The sequence below is a fragment of the Atlantibacter sp. genome (assembly GCF_032062175.1).
Lineage (GTDB): Bacteria > Pseudomonadota > Gammaproteobacteria > Enterobacterales > Enterobacteriaceae > Atlantibacter.
In genome coordinates, this window is the sequence record NZ_DAMBQK010000003.1 from 1 (window position 1) to 18,017 (window position 18,017).

Annotated in this window: 13 protein-coding genes; 9 read left to right on the plus strand and 4 right to left on the minus strand. The window is 59.8% G+C overall.

Annotated elements, in window-relative coordinates; all coding sequences use genetic code 11:
* From RT120_RS03965 to fepC, 3 genes are all read left to right on the plus strand, one after another.
* On the plus strand, positions 1-499 hold a 499-nt coding region (locus RT120_RS03965; protein ID WP_312979702.1), incomplete at its 5' end, for an iron chelate uptake ABC transporter family permease subunit.
* Complete coding sequence (fepG, locus tag RT120_RS03970) at positions 496-1,485, plus strand: iron-enterobactin ABC transporter permease (RefSeq protein ID WP_409515020.1); 990 nt, start codon at positions 496-498, stop codon at positions 1,483-1,485. The genes RT120_RS03965 and fepG, both read left to right, overlap by 4 nt.
* On the plus strand, positions 1,482-2,273 hold the full coding sequence (gene fepC, locus RT120_RS03975) for an iron-enterobactin ABC transporter ATP-binding protein (RefSeq protein ID WP_312979704.1): 792 nt from the start codon (positions 1,482-1,484) through the stop codon (positions 2,271-2,273). The genes fepG and fepC overlap by 4 nt, the downstream gene beginning before the upstream one ends.
* A 34-nt stretch (positions 2,274-2,307) precedes the next feature.
* Here fepC and RT120_RS03980 read toward each other — a convergent pair whose 3' ends face one another.
* Positions 2,308-2,640 carry a tRNA-binding protein gene (locus RT120_RS03980; RefSeq protein WP_312979706.1) on the minus strand — a complete coding sequence of 111 codons (333 nt, stop codon included), beginning with the start codon at positions 2,638-2,640 and terminating at the stop codon, positions 2,308-2,310.
* Between the two features lie 207 nt (positions 2,641-2,847).
* Here RT120_RS03980 and ebgR point away from each other — a divergent pair, with 207 nt between their 5' ends.
* The 6 genes from ebgR (at position 2,848) to ygjK (ending at position 12,548) form a co-directional block, all read left to right on the plus strand.
* Complete coding sequence (gene ebgR / locus RT120_RS03985) at positions 2,848-3,831, plus strand: transcriptional regulator EbgR (protein WP_312979708.1); 984 nt, start codon at positions 2,848-2,850, stop codon at positions 3,829-3,831.
* A 163-nt stretch (positions 3,832-3,994) separates the two neighbouring features.
* Positions 3,995-7,087, plus strand: coding sequence for a beta-galactosidase subunit alpha (gene ebgA, locus RT120_RS03990; RefSeq protein WP_312979710.1), 3,093 nt, complete (start codon positions 3,995-3,997; stop codon positions 7,085-7,087).
* On the plus strand, positions 7,084-7,533 hold the full coding sequence (locus tag RT120_RS03995) for a beta-galactosidase subunit beta (RefSeq protein ID WP_312979714.1): 450 nt from the start codon (positions 7,084-7,086) through the stop codon (positions 7,531-7,533). The genes ebgA and RT120_RS03995 overlap by 4 nt, the downstream gene beginning before the upstream one ends.
* Positions 7,534-7,653: 120 nt before the next feature.
* Positions 7,654-9,087 carry an amino acid permease gene (locus tag RT120_RS04000; protein WP_312979717.1) on the plus strand — a complete coding sequence of 478 codons (1,434 nt, stop codon included), beginning with the start codon at positions 7,654-7,656 and terminating at the stop codon, positions 9,085-9,087.
* A 37-nt stretch (positions 9,088-9,124) separates the two neighbouring features.
* Positions 9,125-10,183: a protein YgjJ gene (ygjJ, locus tag RT120_RS04005; protein WP_312979720.1), complete on the plus strand. Its 1,059-nt coding sequence runs from the start codon at positions 9,125-9,127 to the stop codon at positions 10,181-10,183.
* A 16-nt stretch (positions 10,184-10,199) separates the two neighbouring features.
* Positions 10,200-12,548: an alpha-glucosidase gene (ygjK, locus tag RT120_RS04010; protein WP_312979723.1), complete on the plus strand. Its 2,349-nt coding sequence runs from the start codon at positions 10,200-10,202 to the stop codon at positions 12,546-12,548.
* A 42-nt stretch (positions 12,549-12,590) separates the two neighbouring features.
* Here ygjK and RT120_RS04015 read toward each other — a convergent pair whose 3' ends face one another.
* The 3 genes from RT120_RS04015 to fes are packed head-to-tail and all read right to left on the minus strand — an operon-like array spanning position 12,591 to position 17,939.
* A complete protein-coding gene (locus RT120_RS04015; RefSeq protein ID WP_312979726.1) occupies positions 12,591-16,481 on the minus strand; it encodes an enterobactin synthase subunit F in 3,891 nt (1,296 codons plus the stop codon).
* A complete protein-coding gene (locus RT120_RS04020) occupies positions 16,478-16,693 on the minus strand; it encodes an MbtH family NRPS accessory protein (protein WP_312979728.1) in 216 nt (71 codons plus the stop codon). The genes RT120_RS04015 and RT120_RS04020 overlap by 4 nt, the downstream gene beginning before the upstream one ends.
* A gap of 16 nt (positions 16,694-16,709) precedes the next feature.
* Positions 16,710-17,939 (minus strand): enterochelin esterase, encoded by a 1,230-nt coding sequence (gene fes / locus RT120_RS04025; RefSeq protein ID WP_312979730.1) that lies wholly within the window; start codon positions 17,937-17,939, stop codon positions 16,710-16,712.
* Positions 17,940-18,017: the final 78 nt, after the last annotated feature.

Genomic DNA, 18,017 nt, shown 5'->3' on the forward strand with positions numbered 1-18,017 from the left:
GCTGTTAAACCCGGTGGTGTATGACCAGCTGCGTTTCTGGCAGTCCGGCTCGCTGGATATCCGCACCCTGATGACCCTGAAAGTGGTACTGGCCCCGGTGCTCATCGGCCTGTTAATCGCGCTGCTGCTGGCCCGGTCGTTAAACAGCCTGAGCATGGGCAGCGACACCGCCACTGCGCTCGGCAGCCGCGTCGCCCGCACCCAGCTGTTCGGCCTGGCGGCAATTACCCTGCTGTGCGGCAGCGCGACGGCGCTGGTCGGCCCCATCGCCTTTATTGGCCTGATGATGCCGCACCTGTCGCGCTGGCTGGTGGGCCAGGATCACCGCTGGTCGCTGCCCGCTACGCTACTGGCGACGCCGCTGTTGCTGCTGCTCGCCGATATTATTGGCCGCCTGATCGTACCGGGCGAAATCCGCGTCTCGGTGGTGAGCGCGTTTATCGGCGCGCCGGTGCTGATTTATCTGGTGCGCCGTCGGCGTAATGGAGTGACGCTATGAGCCTCTCCCCTCGCCTGTTGACCGTGCTGGCGCTGTTTTGCCTGGCGGCGGCGGTAATGTCGGTCTGGAGTTTATCCAGCGGCGCGCTGCCGCTTTCCGCTTCGCAGGTCATTAGCGCGCTGCTGGGCGACGGCCCGCGCCAGATTTCATTAATCGTGGTGGAATGGCGGTTGCCGCGGGTATTAATGGCGCTGGTGATTGGCGCAGCGCTGGGCGTCAGCGGCGCGATCTTCCAGTCGCTGATGCGCAACCCGCTGGGTAGCCCCGATGTCATGGGCTTTAACATGGGCGCGTGGAGCGGGGTGCTGATCGCCATGGTGCTGTTCGGCCAGAGCTTGAGCGCCATCACCCTGGCGGCCCTCGGCGGCGGTATCGTCACGTCGCTGCTGGTCTGGGCGCTGGCGTGGCGCAACGGCATTGACACCTTCCGACTGATTATTATCGGCATCGGCATGCGCGCCATGCTGGTGGCGTTCAATACCTGGCTGCTGTTACAGGCCTCGCTGGAGACCGCGCTTTCTGCCGAGATGTGGAACGCCGGCTCGCTCAACGGCCTGACCTGGGGCAAAACCTTCCCGGCGGTGCCGCTGATTGCGATTGCCCTGCTGGCGGCGGCGCTGCTGGTGCGCCGGATGCGCCTGCTGGAGATGGGCGACGACAGCGCCTGCGCGCTGGGCGTGGCGGTTGAACGTTCAAGGCTGCTGCTGATGCTCACTGCCGTGACGCTGACTGCCGCCGCGACCGCGCTGGCAGGCCCGATTTCATTTATCGCGCTGGTCGCGCCGCATATCGCCCGGCGTTTAAGCCTGACCTCGCGCCTGGGTTTATTGCAGTCGGCGCTGTGCGGCGGCACCCTGTTACTGGCCGCCGATTTATGCGCCCAGCGTCTGTTTACCCCCTACCAGCTTCCCGTGGGCGTTGTTACCGTCAGTATCGGCGGTATTTACCTCATCGCCTTGTTGATTCAGGAGTCCCGCAAGAGATGACCCATTCCCGCCTGCATGGCGCCACGCTGACGCTCGGCTACGGCAAAAAAATCATTGCCGAGTCGCTTAACGTGTCGATTCCCGATGGCAAATTCACCGCCATTATCGGCCCGAACGGCTGCGGCAAATCGACGCTGCTGCGCACCTTAAGCCGCCTGATGAAGCCGCTCAACGGCCAGGTGTGGCTCGACGGCAAACATATTGAGCAGTACGCCACCAAAGACGTGGCGCGGCGCATTGGCTTATTGGCGCAAAACGCCAGCGCGCCCGGCGATATCACCGTGCAGGAGCTGGTGAGCCGTGGCCGTTACCCGCACCAGCCGCTGTTTACCCGCTGGCGCGATGAGGACCAGCAGGCCGTGAGCCGCGCCATGAAAGCCACCGGGATTGAAGCCCTTGCCAGCCAGAGCGTGGATACCCTGTCCGGCGGCCAGCGCCAGCGCGCCTGGATTGCGATGGTGCTGGCCCAGGAAACCTCGATTCTGCTGCTGGATGAACCCACCACCTGGCTGGACATCAGCCATCAGATCGATCTGCTGGAGCTACTGAGTGCGCTGAACAAAGAGCAGGGGTTTACGCTGGCAGCAGTGCTGCACGATCTCAACCAGGCGTGTCGCTATGCGAATCACATCATCGCGCTGCGTGAAGGGGTGATTGTGGCACAAGGCGATCCGCAAGAGATTGTCACTGCGGATCTGATCGAACGCATCTACGGGATGCGCTGCATGATTATAGACGATCCGGTGGCGGGTACGCCGCTGGTGGTGCCGCTGGGACGGCACGCATAGCTTGATTTGGCCCTCTGCATCAGAGGGCCATTGATTACACGATCCGCACGCCTGCGGGCATCAGGCGCTCCGGCGTCAGCAGTACGCTTTCGCTGCCGTCGTCGGTTTCCGCGCACAGCAACATGCACTCCGACGTTTCACCGCGCATCTTCGCCTTCGCCAGGTTACACAGCACCACCACCGTTTTACCCAGCAATTCCTGCTCGCTGTAGTACGGCACCAGGCTGGTCACCGTTTGCAACGTTCTGCCGCCGACATCAATCTGCGCAATGTACAGCTTGTCGGCGTTGGCGTGGCGTTTCACCTCAACCACTTTGCCGGTGCGCATTTCCAGCTTCGCGAAATCATCATAAGCAACCGTATTCATCCTTCCTCCTTAGTAAAATTTTAGTAAAATATACCAGCAAAGTTTTTCCGTACCGCGTTTTACCGGTAAAATTGTTAATCGGATCACGCTTTGCGCTGTCCGGCGGGGATGAATAAACCCACGGATATTTACTGAAAACAGATGCAGGCGCGCCGGCTTGCTTTACAATAAGCGGGCGAAAAGGGGCAACGTCAGATAAGGAAAATGATGGCCACACTGAAAGATATCGCTGCCGAAGCGGGCGTCTCACTGGCGACGGTTTCACGGGTGTTAAACGACGATCCCTCGTTAAACGTGAAAGAAGAGACCAAACACCGCATCCTGGAGATCGCGGAAAAGCTGGAGTACAAGAGCACAAGCTCGCGGAAATCCCAGACGCCTGCCGTGGGCCATCACCATATTCTGGCGCTGTACAGCTACCAGCAGGATCTGGAAATCAACGACCCTTATTATCTGGCGATCCGCCACGGGGTCGAAACCCAGTGCGAGAAGCTGAGCATTGAGCTGACCAACTGTTATCTCAATAACACCTTGCCCGATTTGAAGAAAATCACCGGGGTGCTGATCGTCGGTAAGCCCGCCCGCGCCCTGCGCGAAACCATTACGGCGCATACCGACAATATCTGTTTTATTGATTTCCACGAACCGGGCAGCCGCTATGACGCGGTAGATATCGACCTGGTGCGCATCGCCAAAGAGGTGGTCGACTTCTTTATCAGCCAGGGCGCTTCACGTATCGGATTTATCGGCGGCCAGGACGAGCCGGGTAAAGCCGATATCCGCGAACGGGCGTTTGTCGAATACGGGCAGCTCAAAGGCGTGGTATCCCAGGATGATATCTGGCGCGGCGGTTTTTCCAGCTCCTCCGGTTATGAACTGGCGAAAACCATGCTGGCAAAAGAAGACTTTCCCCCCGCGCTGTTTGTGGCCTCAGACTCCATTGCCATCGGCGTGCTGCGCGCGATCCACGAGCGTGGGCTGTCTATCCCGCAGGATATTTCGCTGATTAGCGTTAACGATATCCCCACCGCGCGGTTTACCTTCCCACCGCTGTCCACGGTGCGCATCCATTCAGAAATGATGGGCAGCCAGGGCGTCAACCTGCTGGTTGAAAAAGCTCGCGATGGTCGCGCGCTGCCGCTAAACGTGTTTGTGCCCAGCGTCCTGAAACTGCGCGGCACCACGCGCTAACCCAGCGATATCGCCGGATTGCGCCCGCTATTCCGGCTTCTTTCCTCTCCCTCCCGAAAACGCATTCTGTGATCGAGTTAAAGTAAATCAGTCCTGCTGGTTTTATTTAGTAAAACTTTTACTAAAATGCAAAGCAATAACTCAGGCCGTTCAGGGAGGCGATATGAATCGCTGGGAAAATCTTCAACTGACTCATGAAAACCGGCTGGCACCGCGCGCGTACTTTTTCTCGTACGATTCGCTGGCCCAGGCCCGGACCTTTGCACGTGAAACCAGCAGCCGCTTTTTGTCGCTCAGCGGGCAGTGGAACTTCCGTTTCTTCACCAACCCGCTGCTGGTGCCGGAGGCGTTTACCTCCGAATACCTTAACGACTGGGGATCTATCACCGTGCCGGGCATGTGGCAGATGGAAGGCCACGGCAAATTGCAGTACACCGATGAGGGTTTCCCGTTCCCGATTGACGTGCCGTTCGTGCCGACCGACAACCCCACCGGGGCCTATCAGCGCACCTTTACCCTCGGTGAAAACTGGCAGGGTAAGCAGACGATTATTAAATTCGACGGCGTCGAAACTTACTTCGAAGTCTACGTTAACGGCCAGTACATCGGCTTGAGTAAAGGCAGCCGCTTAACGGCGGAATTCGACATCAGCGCGGCGGTAAAAACCGGCGAAAACCTGCTGTGCGTGCGGGTGATGCAGTGGGCGGATTCCACTTATATTGAAGACCAAGACATGTGGTGGTCAGCCGGGATTTTCCGGGATGTTTACCTGGTGGGTAAACAGCCGCTTCATGTCCAGGATTTCACCCTGCGCACCGACTTTAATGACGACTATGTCGACGCCACCCTCTCCTGCCAACTGGTGCTGGAAAACCTCGCCGGGCAGCCTGCCGATGCCCGCGTGGAATATACGCTGTTCGACGGTGATAACGCGCTCTACCACGGCACCACCGGCCCGCTGACCGTTAGCCAGACGCTGGACAGCGGCTTTACCCTTGATGTCAAAGCCCCGCAGCCATGGTCGGCGGAAAACCCGTATCTCTACCATCTGGTGATGACGGTGAAAAACGCCGCTGGCGAGATCCTTGAAGTCATCCCTCAGCGCGTCGGCTTTCGCGATATCAAGGTGCGCGACGGCCTGTTCTACATCAACAACCATTATGTGATGCTGCACGGCGTCAACCGCCACGATAACGATCATCTCAAGGGCCGCGCCGTTGGAATGGATCGCGTGGAAAAAGATCTCCAGTTGATGAAGCAGCACAACATCAACTCGGTGCGCACCGCCCACTACCCGAACGACCCGCGCTTTTACGAGCTGTGCGATATCTACGGCCTGTTTGTGATGGCGGAAACCGATGTCGAATCCCACGGTTTCGCTAACGTCGGCAACCTGAGCCGTATCACCGACGATCCGGCCTGGGAACATGTCTATGTCGAGCGTATCGTGCGCCACGTTCACGCCCAGAAAAACCATCCGTCGATTATCATCTGGTCGCTGGGCAATGAATCCGGCTACGGCTGTAATATTCGCGCCATGTACCGCGCCACCAAAGCGCTGGATGACACCCGGCTGGTGCACTACGAAGAAGATCGCGACGCCGAAGTGGTGGATATCATTTCGACCATGTACACCCGCGTCCCGCTGATGAACGCGTTCGGCGAACATCCCCATGAGAAACCGCGCATTATCTGCGAATACGCCCATGCGATGGGCAACGGACCGGGCGGCCTGACCGAATACCAGAACGTGTTCTATCAGCATGACTGCATCCAGGGCCACTACGTCTGGGAGTGGTGCGATCACGGCATTCAGACCACCGATGAAAACGGCGCGGTGTGGTACAAATTCGGCGGCGACTACGGCGACTACCCTAACAATTACAACTTCTGCCTCGATGGGCTGATCTACGCCGACCAAACGCCGGGGCCAGGACTGCGTGAGTACAAACAGGTGATCGCGCCGGTGAAAGTGCTGGCGAGGGATGCCCGGCGCGGCCAGCTGCGCATTGAAAATAAGCTGTGGTTCTCGACCCTCGACGACTACACCCTGCGCATCGAAGTGCGCGCCGAAGGAGAAACGCTCTCCAGCCAGCGCCTGAAAGTTCGCGATTTAGCGCCAAACAGCGGCCGCGATATCACCATCGATCTGCCTGAACTGGACACGCGTGAAGCCTTTATCAACGTAATGGTGACTAAAGACTCGCGCACCCTGTACAGCGACGCCAATCACGACATCGCCGTTTACCAGTTCCCGCTTAAAGCGCGCACGGCGGCACAACCCGCGCCGTACAACGCCAGCGCCACGCCGTTGCAGATTGCCGATGAGCGCCTCAGCTACACCGTCAGCGGGCACAATTTCCGGGTGGTGTTCTCGAAGCTGAGCGGCAAGCTGACCCACTGGCAGGTGAACGGCGTGGACCAGATCACCCGCGAGCCAAAGATTAACTTCTTCAAGCCGATGATCGACAACCACAAGCAGGAATACGAAGGATTATGGCAGCCCAGCCATCTGCAAATTATGCAGGAGCATCTACGCGGGTTTAGCGCGGAGCAGCGCGGCGAAACGGTGGTGATCACCACGAAGACGATTATCGCGCCGCCGGTGTTTGACTTCGGGATGCGCTGCACCTACCGCTGGCAGATTACCCCGCAGGGCCATATCAACGTGGAGTTACAGGGCGAGCGCTACGGCGACTATCCGCATATCGTGCCGTGCATCGGCTTTATGATGGGGATTAACGGCCAGTTTGAGCAGGTGAATTACTACGGTCGCGGGCCGGGCGAGAACTACCCCGACAGCCAGCAGAGCAACATTATTGACGTCTGGCGCAGCACCGTTGATGAGATGTTCGAGAACTACCCTTTTCCGCAGAACAACGGCAACCGCCAGCATGTGCGCTGGGCCGCGTTCGCTGACCGCCACGGCAGCGGGCTAATGGTGGTGCCACGCGCGCCGCTGAACATCAGCGCCTGGCACTACACCGCAGAAAATCTGCACGCCGCCCAGCACTGCAACGAACTGCGCCGCAGCGATGACATCACGCTGAATATCGACGCCCAGGTGCTCGGCCTTGGCTCCAACTCCTGGGGCAGCGAAGTGCTGGATAGCTGGCGCGTGTGGCTCAACACCTTCAACTATGGCTTTACCCTGCTGCCGCTGGAAGGCGGCGTCGGCTCCTCGCCAGTGTTGGCGAACCAGGCGTTCGGCGACGGTTTCTTTTCCCCCGTTTCACACAGCGAGGCTGAACAATGAGAGTTCTCGATAATTTAGCGCAGTTTTCCGAGGTTTATCACAGCGGGCGGAAATGGCAGCGCTGCCTGGAGGCCATCAACAATATCGATGCGATCCGCCCCGGCGTGGCCCATTCGATTGGCGATTCGCTCAGCTATCGCGTGGAAACCAGTACCACCACCGATGCGCTGTTTATGGGCCGCCGCCGCTATTTTGAGGTGCATTACTATCTCCAGGGCCAGCAAAAAATCGAGGTCGCGCCGAAAAGCGCGTTAAAAACCGTCGCCTGCTATCGCGATGAAACCGACCGGGAATACCTGAAGGGCATCGGCGAAATCGTCCAGGTTCACGAGGGGCAATTGATCGTCTGCGATAACAGCGAGGCGTACCGCTTTATCTGCGATGCCCCGGTCAAAAAAGTGGTGCTGCTGGTGACGATTGAAGACGGTTATTTCCTGAATAAGTGATGACGCGTTAAGCAACGCCGGGGGCCATCCCCCGGTTACAGCCCTTAACCGGGCTCTCTATCCTACAAACAACACAACCCCCTTCAGCGGTTTCGGAAGGACAATGTGTGGAGATGTGTCATGTCTGATACTAAACGCAATACCATCGGCAAGTTCGGCCTGCTCTCGCTGACCTTTGCCGCCGTGTTCAGCTTCAATAACGTTATCAACAACAATATCGAGCTGGGCCTGGCGTCGGCCCCGATGTTCTTCCTGGCGACGCTGTTTTACTTCATTCCATTCTGCCTGATCATTGCCGAATTCGTGTCGCTGAATAAGAACTCCGAAGCGGGCGTTTACGCGTGGGTGAAAAGCTCGCTGGGCGGCCGCTGGGCGTTTATCACCGCCTACACCTACTGGTTTGTGAACCTGTTCTTTTTTACTTCGCTGTTGCCGCGCGTGATCGCCTACGCCTCGTACGCCTTTTTGGGCTATGAGTACATGTTCACGCCGATCACCACCACGGTGCTGAGCATGGTGCTGTTCGCCTTCTCTACCTGGGTTTCTACCAACGGGGCGAAAATGCTCGGGCCGATCACCTCGGTCACGTCGTCGCTGATGCTGTTGCTGACGCTGTCCTATATTTTGCTGGCCGGTGCGGCGCTGGTGGGCGGCGTGCAGCCTGCCGATCCGATTAGCGTTGACGCGATGATCCCCAACTTCAACTGGGCATTCCTTGGCATTACCACCTGGATCTTTATGGCGGCGGGCGGCGCGGAGTCGGTTGCGGTGTACGTTAACGACGTCAAAGGCGGCTCGAAGTCCTTCGTTAAAGTCATCATTCTGGCCGGGATTGTGATCGGCGTGCTGTATTCGGTCTCCTCGGTGCTGATTAACGTGTTTATCAGCAGTAAAGAGCTGAAGTTCACCGGCGGTTCTGTGCAGGTGTTCCACGGTCTGGCGGCGTATTTTGGCCTACCGGAAATCATGATGAACCGCTTTGTTGGCCTGGTGTCCTTTACCGCGATGTTTGGCTCACTGCTGATGTGGACCGCCACCCCGGTGAAAATCTTCTTCTCGGAAATCCCGGCGGGCATCTTTGGTAAAAAGACCGTCGAGCTTAACCAGAACGGCGTACCGGCACGTGCTGCCTGGATCCAGTTCTTAATCGTGATCCCGTTAATGATTATCCCGATGCTGGGCTCCAGTACCGTTCAGGAATTAATGAACACCATTATTAATATGACCGCCGCCGCGTCGATGCTGCCGCCGCTGTTTATTATGCTGGCCTACCTGAATTTGCGCCGCAAACTCGACCACCTGCCGCGTGATTTTAAAATGGGCTCGCGCACCACCGGAATTACGGTAGTCTCGATGCTGATCGTTATTTTCACCATCGGTTTTATTGCCTCTACTTTCCCCACCGGCGGCAATATTCTGACCATTATTTTCTATAACGTCGGCGGCATTGTTATTTTCCTCGGCTTCGCCTGGTGGAAATACAGCAAATACATTAAAGGACTGACTCAGGAAGAGAAGAATATTGAGGCCGCACCCGCGTCTCACGTTCAATAACGGGTTGTTTTTCTAAAAATAATAAACGGACACACCGATGAAAAATATGCACCACTTATGCGGGGCACTGGTTGCCCTGTCTTTTTGCTGCCCTGCGCTTGCCGCTGAAACCGCAAAACCGGCGGAACATGATGATACCAAAACACCGGAAATCACCGCGCCGTCATACCGCTTTTACGGCGAGATGGGCATTGGCGGATATATGGATCTGGAAAATGAATATAAACATAAATACAGCGACGGGACTTATATCGAGGGTGGGCTGGAAATAAAAAATGGCCACTGGTTCGGGCTGATTTACGGCGAGGGCTGGACGGTACAGGCCGACCATCAGGGCAACGCCTGGGTGCCCGATCATAGCTGGGGCGGTTTTGAAGGCGGGCTTAACCGTCTTTACGGCGGTTATAAAACCGACGACAGCACCGAAATCATGCTCAGCCTGCGCCAGGACTCGTCGCTGGACGATCTGCAATGGTGGGGCGACTTTACCCCGGATCTGGGCTACGTGATCCCCAACACCCGCGACATCATGTACGCCCTGAAGGTGCAGAACCTGGCGGGGAAATTCCGCTACAGCGTGACCGCCACCCCGGCCGGGCACCATGACGAAGGCAAAGCCTGGCTGCACTTCGGCAAGTACGACCGCTATGACGATAAATATACCTACCCGGCGATGGTGAACGGCTATGTCCAGTATGACATTGCCAAAGACGTCACCTGGATGAACGGCCTGGAAGTCACCGACGGCACCGGTCAGCTGTTTTTAACCGGTATTCTGTCGCCCAACCTGGCGGCCCGCGCCTGGCACCACACCGGCCGCGCCAACGGCCAGCACGTCCCCGGCACGGAAACCGGCTTTATGGCCAGCGCCATGGTTGAAGCCTTAAAGGGTGTTTACCTCTCAACCGCGTACAGCTACGCCAGACACCGCCCGGATAACGCCGCCGAAGAAACCACCTCCTTTATACAGTTCGGCATCTGGTACGAGTACGGCGGCGGGCGCTTCGCCACCGCAGCCGACAGCCGCTTCTCTATGAAAAACGCCTCTGGCGACCCTGCCGACCAGGTGTTCCTGATGCAATATTTCTACTGGTAATAAGGACATTTTTATTATGACCATCAAGTCGCCCCTCGCCCCGCTGGCCTGCGCGCTACTGCTGAGTTTCTCTGCCCACGCAGTGACTGCCGATGACTTTAAAAACGTCATCAACCGTACCGGCGCGCCGCAGTACATGCACGATTACGACTACGATGACCACCAGCGCTTTAACCCGTTTTTCGATCTCGGCGCGTGGCACGGGCACCTGCTGCCCGATGGCCCGGCAACGATGGGCGGGTTCCCTGGCCCGGCGCTGCTCACCGAAGAGTACATCAACTTTATGGCGACTCACTTCGATCGCCTGACGGTGTACCAGAACGGCAAAAAAGTGGGCTTTACGATGCAGGCCTACAGCCTACCCGGCGCGCTGGTGCAAACGCTGACCGCCCCTGGCGTGCGCATCGACATGACCCTGCGCTTCGCCAGCGCCCATACCTCGCTGCTGGAAACCAAAATCACCAGCAACACCCCGCTTACGCTGGTGTGGGACGGTGAACTGCTGGAAAAACTGGAAGCCAAAGAAGGCAAGCCGCTGTCCGGTAAAACCATTGATGAGGCTTACCCGGACTATCAACGCCGCCTCAGCGCCACCCACGACGGCCTGACGGTAAGCTTCGGCAAAGTGCGTGACGACTCGGCGCTGATGACCTCCGGCGAATCTCAGTATCAGGTGCATAAATCCCTGCCGTCCGAGACCAAAATCGACGGTCATCGTTTTACCAGCACCGCCCGGATTAACGGTTCCACCACGCTGTACACCACCTATTCGCACCTGCTGACCGCCGGGCAGGCGAAGGTTGAAAAGGCCATTATTCGCGATATTCTGGCGCGCCCGGCGCATTACATGGCGGCCTCGCAGCAGCGCTGGAATAGTTATCTGCAAAAAGGGCTGACCAATCCTGATGCCACACCGGAGCAAACCCGCGTGGCGGTGAAAGCCATCGAAACCCTCAACGGCAACTGGCGCGCGCCGGGCGGCGCGGTGCAGCATAACACCGTGACCCCATCGGTGACCGGACGCTGGTTCTCCGGCAACCAGACCTGGCCGTGGGATACCTGGAAACAGGCTTACGCAATGGCGCATTTCAACCCGGAAATCGCCAAAGAAAATATCCGCGCGGTCTTTTCCTGGCAGATCAAAGCCGATGACAAGGTGCGCCCGCAGGATGCCGGTTTTGTGCCGGATCTGATTGCCTGGAACCTGAGCCCGGAACGCGGCGGCGACGGCAGCAACTGGAACGAGCGCAATACCAAGCCGAGCCTGGCCGCCTGGTCGGTGATGGAGGTGTACCGCGTCACCCACGATAAAGCCTGGCTGGAAGAGATGTACCCGAAACTGGTGGCCTATCACGACTGGTGGCTGCGCAACCGGGATCACAACGGCAATGGCGTACCGGAATACGGCGCGACCCGTGATAAGGCGCACAACACGCCCGGCGGCGAGATGCTGTTTACCCTGAAAAAAGCGGGCCATGAAGAGACACTTTCCGGGCTGCAAACTTATGAAGCGGTCACCGGGAAAGGCGACTACGACAGCCTGGAGATCCCGGCGCAGGTGGCGGCGTCCTGGGAATCGGGCCGCGACGATGCGGCTGCGTTTGGTTTTATCGATAAAGAGCAACTGGATAATTATGTCGCTAAAGGCGGAAAACGCAGCGACTGGACGGTGAAATTCGCCGAGAACCGCGATAAATCTGGCAATTTGCTGGGCTACTCACTGCTCCAGGAGTCGGTGGATCAGGCCAGCTATATGTACAGCGATAACCACTACCTGGCAGAGATGGCAACGATCCTCGGCAAAACCGACGACGCCCGCCATTACCAGGCGCTGGCGAACAAACTGGCGGAGTACATCAATACCTGCATGTTCGACCCGCAAACCAAATTCTATTACGACATCCGTATCGAACCGCAGCCGCTGGCGAACGGCTGCGCCGGGAAGCCGATTGTTGAGCGCGGCAAAGGACCGGAAGGCTGGTCACCGCTGTTTAACGGCGCGGCGACGCAGCAACACGCCGATGCGGTGATCTCGGTGATGCTGGATAAAAACGAGTTCAATACCTTTGTCCCGCTGGGCACCGCCGCGTTAACCAACCCGGCGTTTGGCGCGGATATCTACTGGCGAGGCCGCGTGTGGGTGGATCAATTCTGGTTCGGCCTGAAGGGCATGGAGCGCTACGGCCATCGCGAAGAGGCGCTGACGCTGGCGGACGCCTTCTTTAAACACGCGAAGGGGCTGACGTCCGATGGCCCGATTCAGGAGAACTACAACCCGCTGACCGGCGCACAGCAGGGCGCGCCCAATTTCTCCTGGAGCGCGGCCCATTTGTATATGTTGTACAACGAGTTTTTCCGCAAGTAACAGCGCATTACCCTCTCCTCTTGCGGGGAGAGGGTTGCTGTCTTAGCCGTGGTTTAACGCACCCGCGATCTGCGGCCCAATCACCTCAAACATCGTCGGCGACACCACTTCCACATGGGCGCAATCCAGCGAATGCACCGTCATCTGCCCAAGCCAGTTTGACCAGACGTCGGCGGCGCTCATGCCGTTGGGCACGGTTTTCTCAGCGACAAACAGCGTGGTCGGCCCGCGATACGGCAAGGTATGCGCCGAGGTCAGCAGCCGGATGGCGTCCGCGTAGTTCCCTTCGATGGTAGTAAATAACCGCTCGCTGCCCTGCCCGCGCTGGGCGGCGATAAAGGCTTCACGCTCGCGCTCAATTTCCGCCAGCACTTCCGGGTCAGGCTGGTCGCCCTTCTGCGCCCAGTTTTGGATTTCCGGCGGCCAGGTGTCGAGCAAGCCCAGCCAGGCCACCTGCTCCCCCGCCGCTTCCAGACGCGCCGCCAGGTTTTGCGCCAGGGTGCCGCCCAGCGAGTAGCCCAGCAGATAATAAGGCCCGCTGGGCTGCGCGCGGCGCAGCGCGGCAAACTGCTGTTCGCAGAGATGGCTGAAGTCGCGTGCGGTCGCCATCGGGCCGTCCGGGCGCGGCGACTGAATGCCGGTAATCGCCCACTGCGGGCCCAGATAACGTTGCAGTACGCTGAACTGCCAGGCAAAACCGGATGCCGGATGGAAGCAGAACAGGCGCGGCCCGTTGCCGTCACGCAGTGGCAGCAGCGCGCCAAAGCCCGCTTCATGGGCATCGCTGTCCGGGGCGCTAAGACGCGCCGCGAGTTTTTCCACCGTCGAGGCTTCCATCACCTGGCCGACCGTCACATCGATATTAAGCGTCTCACGCAGATCCGCCGCCAGGCGCATCGCCAGCAGCGAATGCCCGCCCAGGGCGAAGAAATCGGCATTGACGTGGCAAACCTCGCAGTTCAGCAGGCGCGCGAACGCCCCGGCGAGAGTGCGTTCCAGTTCGGACTGTGGCGCGCGGCCCGTTGCGGCGCGGGCCAGCTCCGGCAGCGGCAGCGCTTTGCGGTCCAGCTTACCGTTGGCGCTTAACGGCATTTCCGCCAGTTGGATCACCATCACCGGCACCATATGGGCGGGTAGCAAGGTTTCCAGTTGGCGGCGCAGGGCGTCGGTATCCAGCGGCAAACCGCTTGCCGACACCACATAGCCCACCAGCTGGCGGGCGTCGCCTTCACTGGCTGCCGCCTGGTTCAGCACGCAGGCGTGGGTGACCGCCTGGGCGATATCCGCCAGCGACATCAGCGCGCTGTCGATGTCCCCCAGCTCAATACGCTGGCCGCGCAGTTTAAGTTGAAAATCGCTGCGGCCAAGGTATTCAACCGCCCCGTCAGCCAGATAGCGCGCCACGTCGCCGGTGCGGTACATCCGCTCGCCAGGGGCGAACGGGTCAGCGATAAAGCGGCTGGCGGTGAGATCGGCGCGGCCCAGATAGCCCTGCGCCAGCTGCACGCCGGTCAGGTATAAATCCCCCGCCACGCCGGGCGGCACCGGGCGCATCGCCCCGTCCAGCACCCGTAAGCCGGTATTCCACACCGGGTAGCCAATCGGCACGCTGTTGCCCTTTACCGCCGCCAGCGCCGCGCCGTAAGCCGGATACCAACTCACGTCCACGGCGGCCTCGGTTGGGCCGTAGAGATTATGCAGCGCCACGCCGGTCAGGGTTTGCCACTGTCGGCACAGCTCGGTCGGCAGCGCTTCGCCGCTACAGAACACCTGGCGCAGAGAGCGGCACCGGGCAATAGCCTGCGGGCTGGTTAATGCGCCAACGAATGCCGCCAGCATCGACGGCACAAAGTGGGTCGTGGTGACGTTCCAGCGGGCAAACAGCGCCTGCAACGCCTGCGGATCGCGGTGCGCCTCCGGCGGGGCCATCACCAGTTGCGCACCCACCATAAACGGCCAGAAAAACTCCCACACCGAGACGTCGAAACTGCACGGCGTTTTCTGCAAGACCACATCCCCCGCCGCCATCGGATAGTGATCCTGCATCCACCACAGGCGGTTAACGATCGCGGCCTGGCCGACCATCACCCCCTTCGGGCGTCCCGTCGAACCGGAGGTGAAAATCACGTAGGCGGTGTGTTCCGGGCGCGAAAGATCCCGCGCGGGCGCGCCAGACGCCGCCAGCGGGGCGTCGTAAATCATCAGCGGCTGGGCGGTCAGCCCGGCAAAACGCACTTCCAGGGCGGCGCTGGTGATCGCCAGGCGCGGCCTGGCGTCTTCCAGCATCATCTGTAAACGGTCATCGGGGTAGCCGGTATCCAGCGGCAGCCAGGCTGCGCCGATGTCGACAATCGCCTGTAAGGCCAGCGATAAAAACACCGAGCGGGGCAGCGCGACCGCTACTACGTCGCCGGGTTCAACGCCCTGCGCCCGTAATTCCACCGCCAGCGCGTGCACCTGCTGGCGCATTTCCCGGTAGCTGAACTGATAGCGATCGTCCGCTAACGCAGGCGCATCGGGGGTTTTAAGCGCCTGGCGCGCAATCGCCGCCGTCAGGGTATCTGCGGGCAGCATCATGCTGGTGTCATTGATGCGCGCGATCAGTTGCGCCTCATGGGGATGGACCACATCGGCTTCGCAGCAGGCCAACTGCGGGTTTGCCGCGAACTGGCTCAGCAGCAGCGGCAGGCGGGCGATATGCTGCTCCAGGGTCGCGTCGTGATAGCGTTGCGCATTGGCTAACACTTCCAGCCCCAGACTGCCCTGCTCGTCCTGGTACAGCGCCAGCTCGATGTCGTTAACCGGGCCAGAGGCCAGTTGATGGGTAATGCCGTTGATACCGCCGAGGTCCAGCCGGTAGTCGAACATTTTGAAGTTGAATACCGTGCCGTACAGCGGCGTCAGTTGGGTGATGCGTCCGGCATCGCGCAGGATTTGTTCGGCGTCATAGCGCTGATGGCGACGCGCGCTTTTCATCTCGCGCGCCAGGCTGGCGGCCAATTCCGGCAGCGTTCCGGCGGGCGGGATGCGCACCGCCAGCGGCAGCACGTTTAACACCGGGCCGGTCGCGCACAACGCTGCCGACCCCATCCGGCGCATAAAAATCACCCCGGCGGCGAAGTCGTTGCGCCCGCTCAGGCGACCAATCCACAGGGAAACCAGCGCAAAGGCCATGTCGGCAGGGTTCACGCCGGGAGCGCTCGCCAACAGCGCCTGAATCTGGCTGTTGTCGAACTGCACGCTGCGGCGAATCAACTGCGGCGACGGCTCGCGGGTGGTGAGCGGCTGGTCCGACAGCGTGGCGGGCTCCGGCAAGCTGGCAAGCTGTTCTGCCCAGAAAGCGCGGTCTTTTACCCAGCCACTGGAGGCCTGGTACTGCTGGTACTCTTCCACCACCTCACTAAACGGCGTAAAGGGCGAGGCCTCCGGCGTCTGTCCTGAATGCCAGGCGCGATAAATGTCGGCGATCCGGCGGGTAATAGCGGTGAAGCTGAAGCCATCCACCCGCAAATGGTGATAACGCTGATACCAGAACCATCGGGTGTCGCTCAGGCGCAATAGCTGGTGGCACCAGGGCAGTTTCCCTGCCGAACGGCGCAGATCCTGGGCCAAATCCTGGCGCATGATTGCCCGCGCGGCGTCGGCAGGGTCGGCGTGATGGCGTAAATCAATGCATTCGGGCGGCGGGAAAGTGAGGAATTCATCAAGCCACTGGCGCGGTTCGCCGTCGATTTCAGCAAACCGCATCCGTAGGGTATCGGCCTCGCCCATTCCGGCGACGATGGCGTTAGCCAGCAGCGGCGCGTCCAGCTCGCCGTTAAGTTCGATGTAGTGCGCCACGCTCCAGGCGGCGGGCTGCTGGCTCAGGGCGTCGGCCACCCAAATCCCCGGCTGGGCGGCGATCAGCGGGAGGGTCACGGAGGGGATTTTCATCCTTCCACCCCCTGGGCATAAACGGCGGGATGCACATCGCCGCCGCGCTGTGCCAGCCAGGCCACGCACTCGCTGTGCGGGCGCGGCGGCGCGACGATGGCCCATCCGGCGGGTAACGCGCAGGTTTCCGGCCACAGGCTAAGCTGCCCGAGAGCATTCTTGAGCAGATAAAAGTGCCCCTGCGGATTGTCGAAGGGATTAGTGTATTCCATAGCAAACTCCTGAAATTCAACGCGCAGAAAGCAGCTTGTCGCCCCACAGGGTAATCAGCCCTTCCGTTAAGCCGCCGCGCCAGCACAGCGCGTCATGCCCGCCGTCGACCTCGCGCCAGAATAGCTGTTGCTGGGTGCGTTGCAGCAGGGAGCAGAGTCGTAAATTGGCCTGATGGACAAGCGGTTCGCGCTTACCCGCTTCAAGGAAAATCCGCAGCGGTGCATGGCCCAGCGCGCCCTGTTCTAACTGCGAAATCAGCCAGCCCTGCTGAGTTTCGCGTCCAGGCCACCAGTACGAGCCCGACTGGCTCAACACGCAGCCGAAGCGCTGCGGCCAGTTAAGGCCCGCGTAAAGGGAAGACAGCCCGCCGAAGCTTTGGCCCGCCACCACGGTGGTGGACGGGTCATCGCGCCACGGGGCGATGTGTTGGACTTGCGGCAGCAGTTCGTCCTGCACCGCCTGCCAGAACGCGGGGTTACAGGGCAACTCCTCGCCGCGATGGGCGGTGTCGATGGCGTCAATCAGCACATACACCGCAGGCGGTAACCATCCCCGATCGGTCAGGGATTGCAGCGCAGGCCATACCGGCATACTTTGCGCCCAGAACTGGCCGTCGAGCAGCAGCGCCAGCGGGCGATTGCCGCCGCTCTCCTCACCGGTGGTAAATATCCAGACCTTGCGGGCGTTAGCGAGTTTTTCGCTGTGCCAGTCGATGCAGACAGGCGGCAGATGCGGCGTATCCGGCGCGTCCCAGCCCGGTTGCAACGGCGCGCGCGGCATTTCCAGCGCGCACACCGGATGCCCGCGTCCGCCGCGCCACTGGCGCGGATTAAACGGATCGACCTGCGCCTGCGGGAACAATGTGCGCCAGCCCGCACGCAGCGCCATCGGTGAAGGGATGTCGTCAGTGAAGGCTTCCGGCGGGAAATCATCCGTCGCGGTTGACGGGATCAGGCAGTAACTGCCGCGCCAGGTATCGGTTAATTCAAGTTGGTATTGCCAGACATCGGTGCCGGGATGGCGCGTTAACGTCACCGGACGCGCCCGCTGGTGATGATCGGTGACGCCAGTAATATTCAGCCACACCCGCTGTAGCGCGGAGTGGCGCTCGTCGCCAGCCGGATCGCGCCACCAGAATGTTACCCGACATTTGCCCTTTCCCACTGGCTCAACGAAGGGAATGCCCTGCTGTTGGCGCGCTTGCCACCACGCCTCACTTCCTGTTTCGAGCACCATCACAACCATCAACCTTATGAATTATATGGCATTAAAAAATTACCGTAAGAAATGTTTGATAATATTATTGATAATTATTCGTATTTG

Bases quoted from the DNA above. Each gene is read 5' to 3' on its own strand.
- ebgA (WP_312979710.1), top strand. From the start codon at position 3,995: ATGAATCGCTGGGAAAATCTTCAACTGACTCATGAAAACCGGCTGGCA.
- RT120_RS04020 (WP_312979728.1), bottom strand. From the start codon at position 16,693: ATGGAATACACTAATCCCTTCGACAATCCGCAGGGGCACTTTTATCTG.
- RT120_RS03980 (WP_312979706.1), bottom strand. From the start codon at position 2,640: ATGAATACGGTTGCTTATGATGATTTCGCGAAGCTGGAAATGCGCACC.
- fes (WP_312979730.1), bottom strand. From the start codon at position 17,939: ATGGTTGTGATGGTGCTCGAAACAGGAAGTGAGGCGTGGTGGCAAGCG.
- fepC (WP_312979704.1), top strand. From the start codon at position 1,482: ATGACCCATTCCCGCCTGCATGGCGCCACGCTGACGCTCGGCTACGGC.
- RT120_RS04015 (WP_312979726.1), bottom strand. From the start codon at position 16,481: ATGAAAATCCCCTCCGTGACCCTCCCGCTGATCGCCGCCCAGCCGGGG.
- ygjK (WP_312979723.1), top strand. From the start codon at position 10,200: ATGACCATCAAGTCGCCCCTCGCCCCGCTGGCCTGCGCGCTACTGCTG.
- fepG (WP_409515020.1), top strand. From the start codon at position 496: ATGAGCCTCTCCCCTCGCCTGTTGACCGTGCTGGCGCTGTTTTGCCTG.
- ebgR (WP_312979708.1), top strand. From the start codon at position 2,848: ATGGCCACACTGAAAGATATCGCTGCCGAAGCGGGCGTCTCACTGGCG.
- RT120_RS03995 (WP_312979714.1), top strand. From the start codon at position 7,084: ATGAGAGTTCTCGATAATTTAGCGCAGTTTTCCGAGGTTTATCACAGC.
- ygjJ (WP_312979720.1), top strand. From the start codon at position 9,125: ATGAAAAATATGCACCACTTATGCGGGGCACTGGTTGCCCTGTCTTTT.
- RT120_RS04000 (WP_312979717.1), top strand. From the start codon at position 7,654: ATGTCTGATACTAAACGCAATACCATCGGCAAGTTCGGCCTGCTCTCG.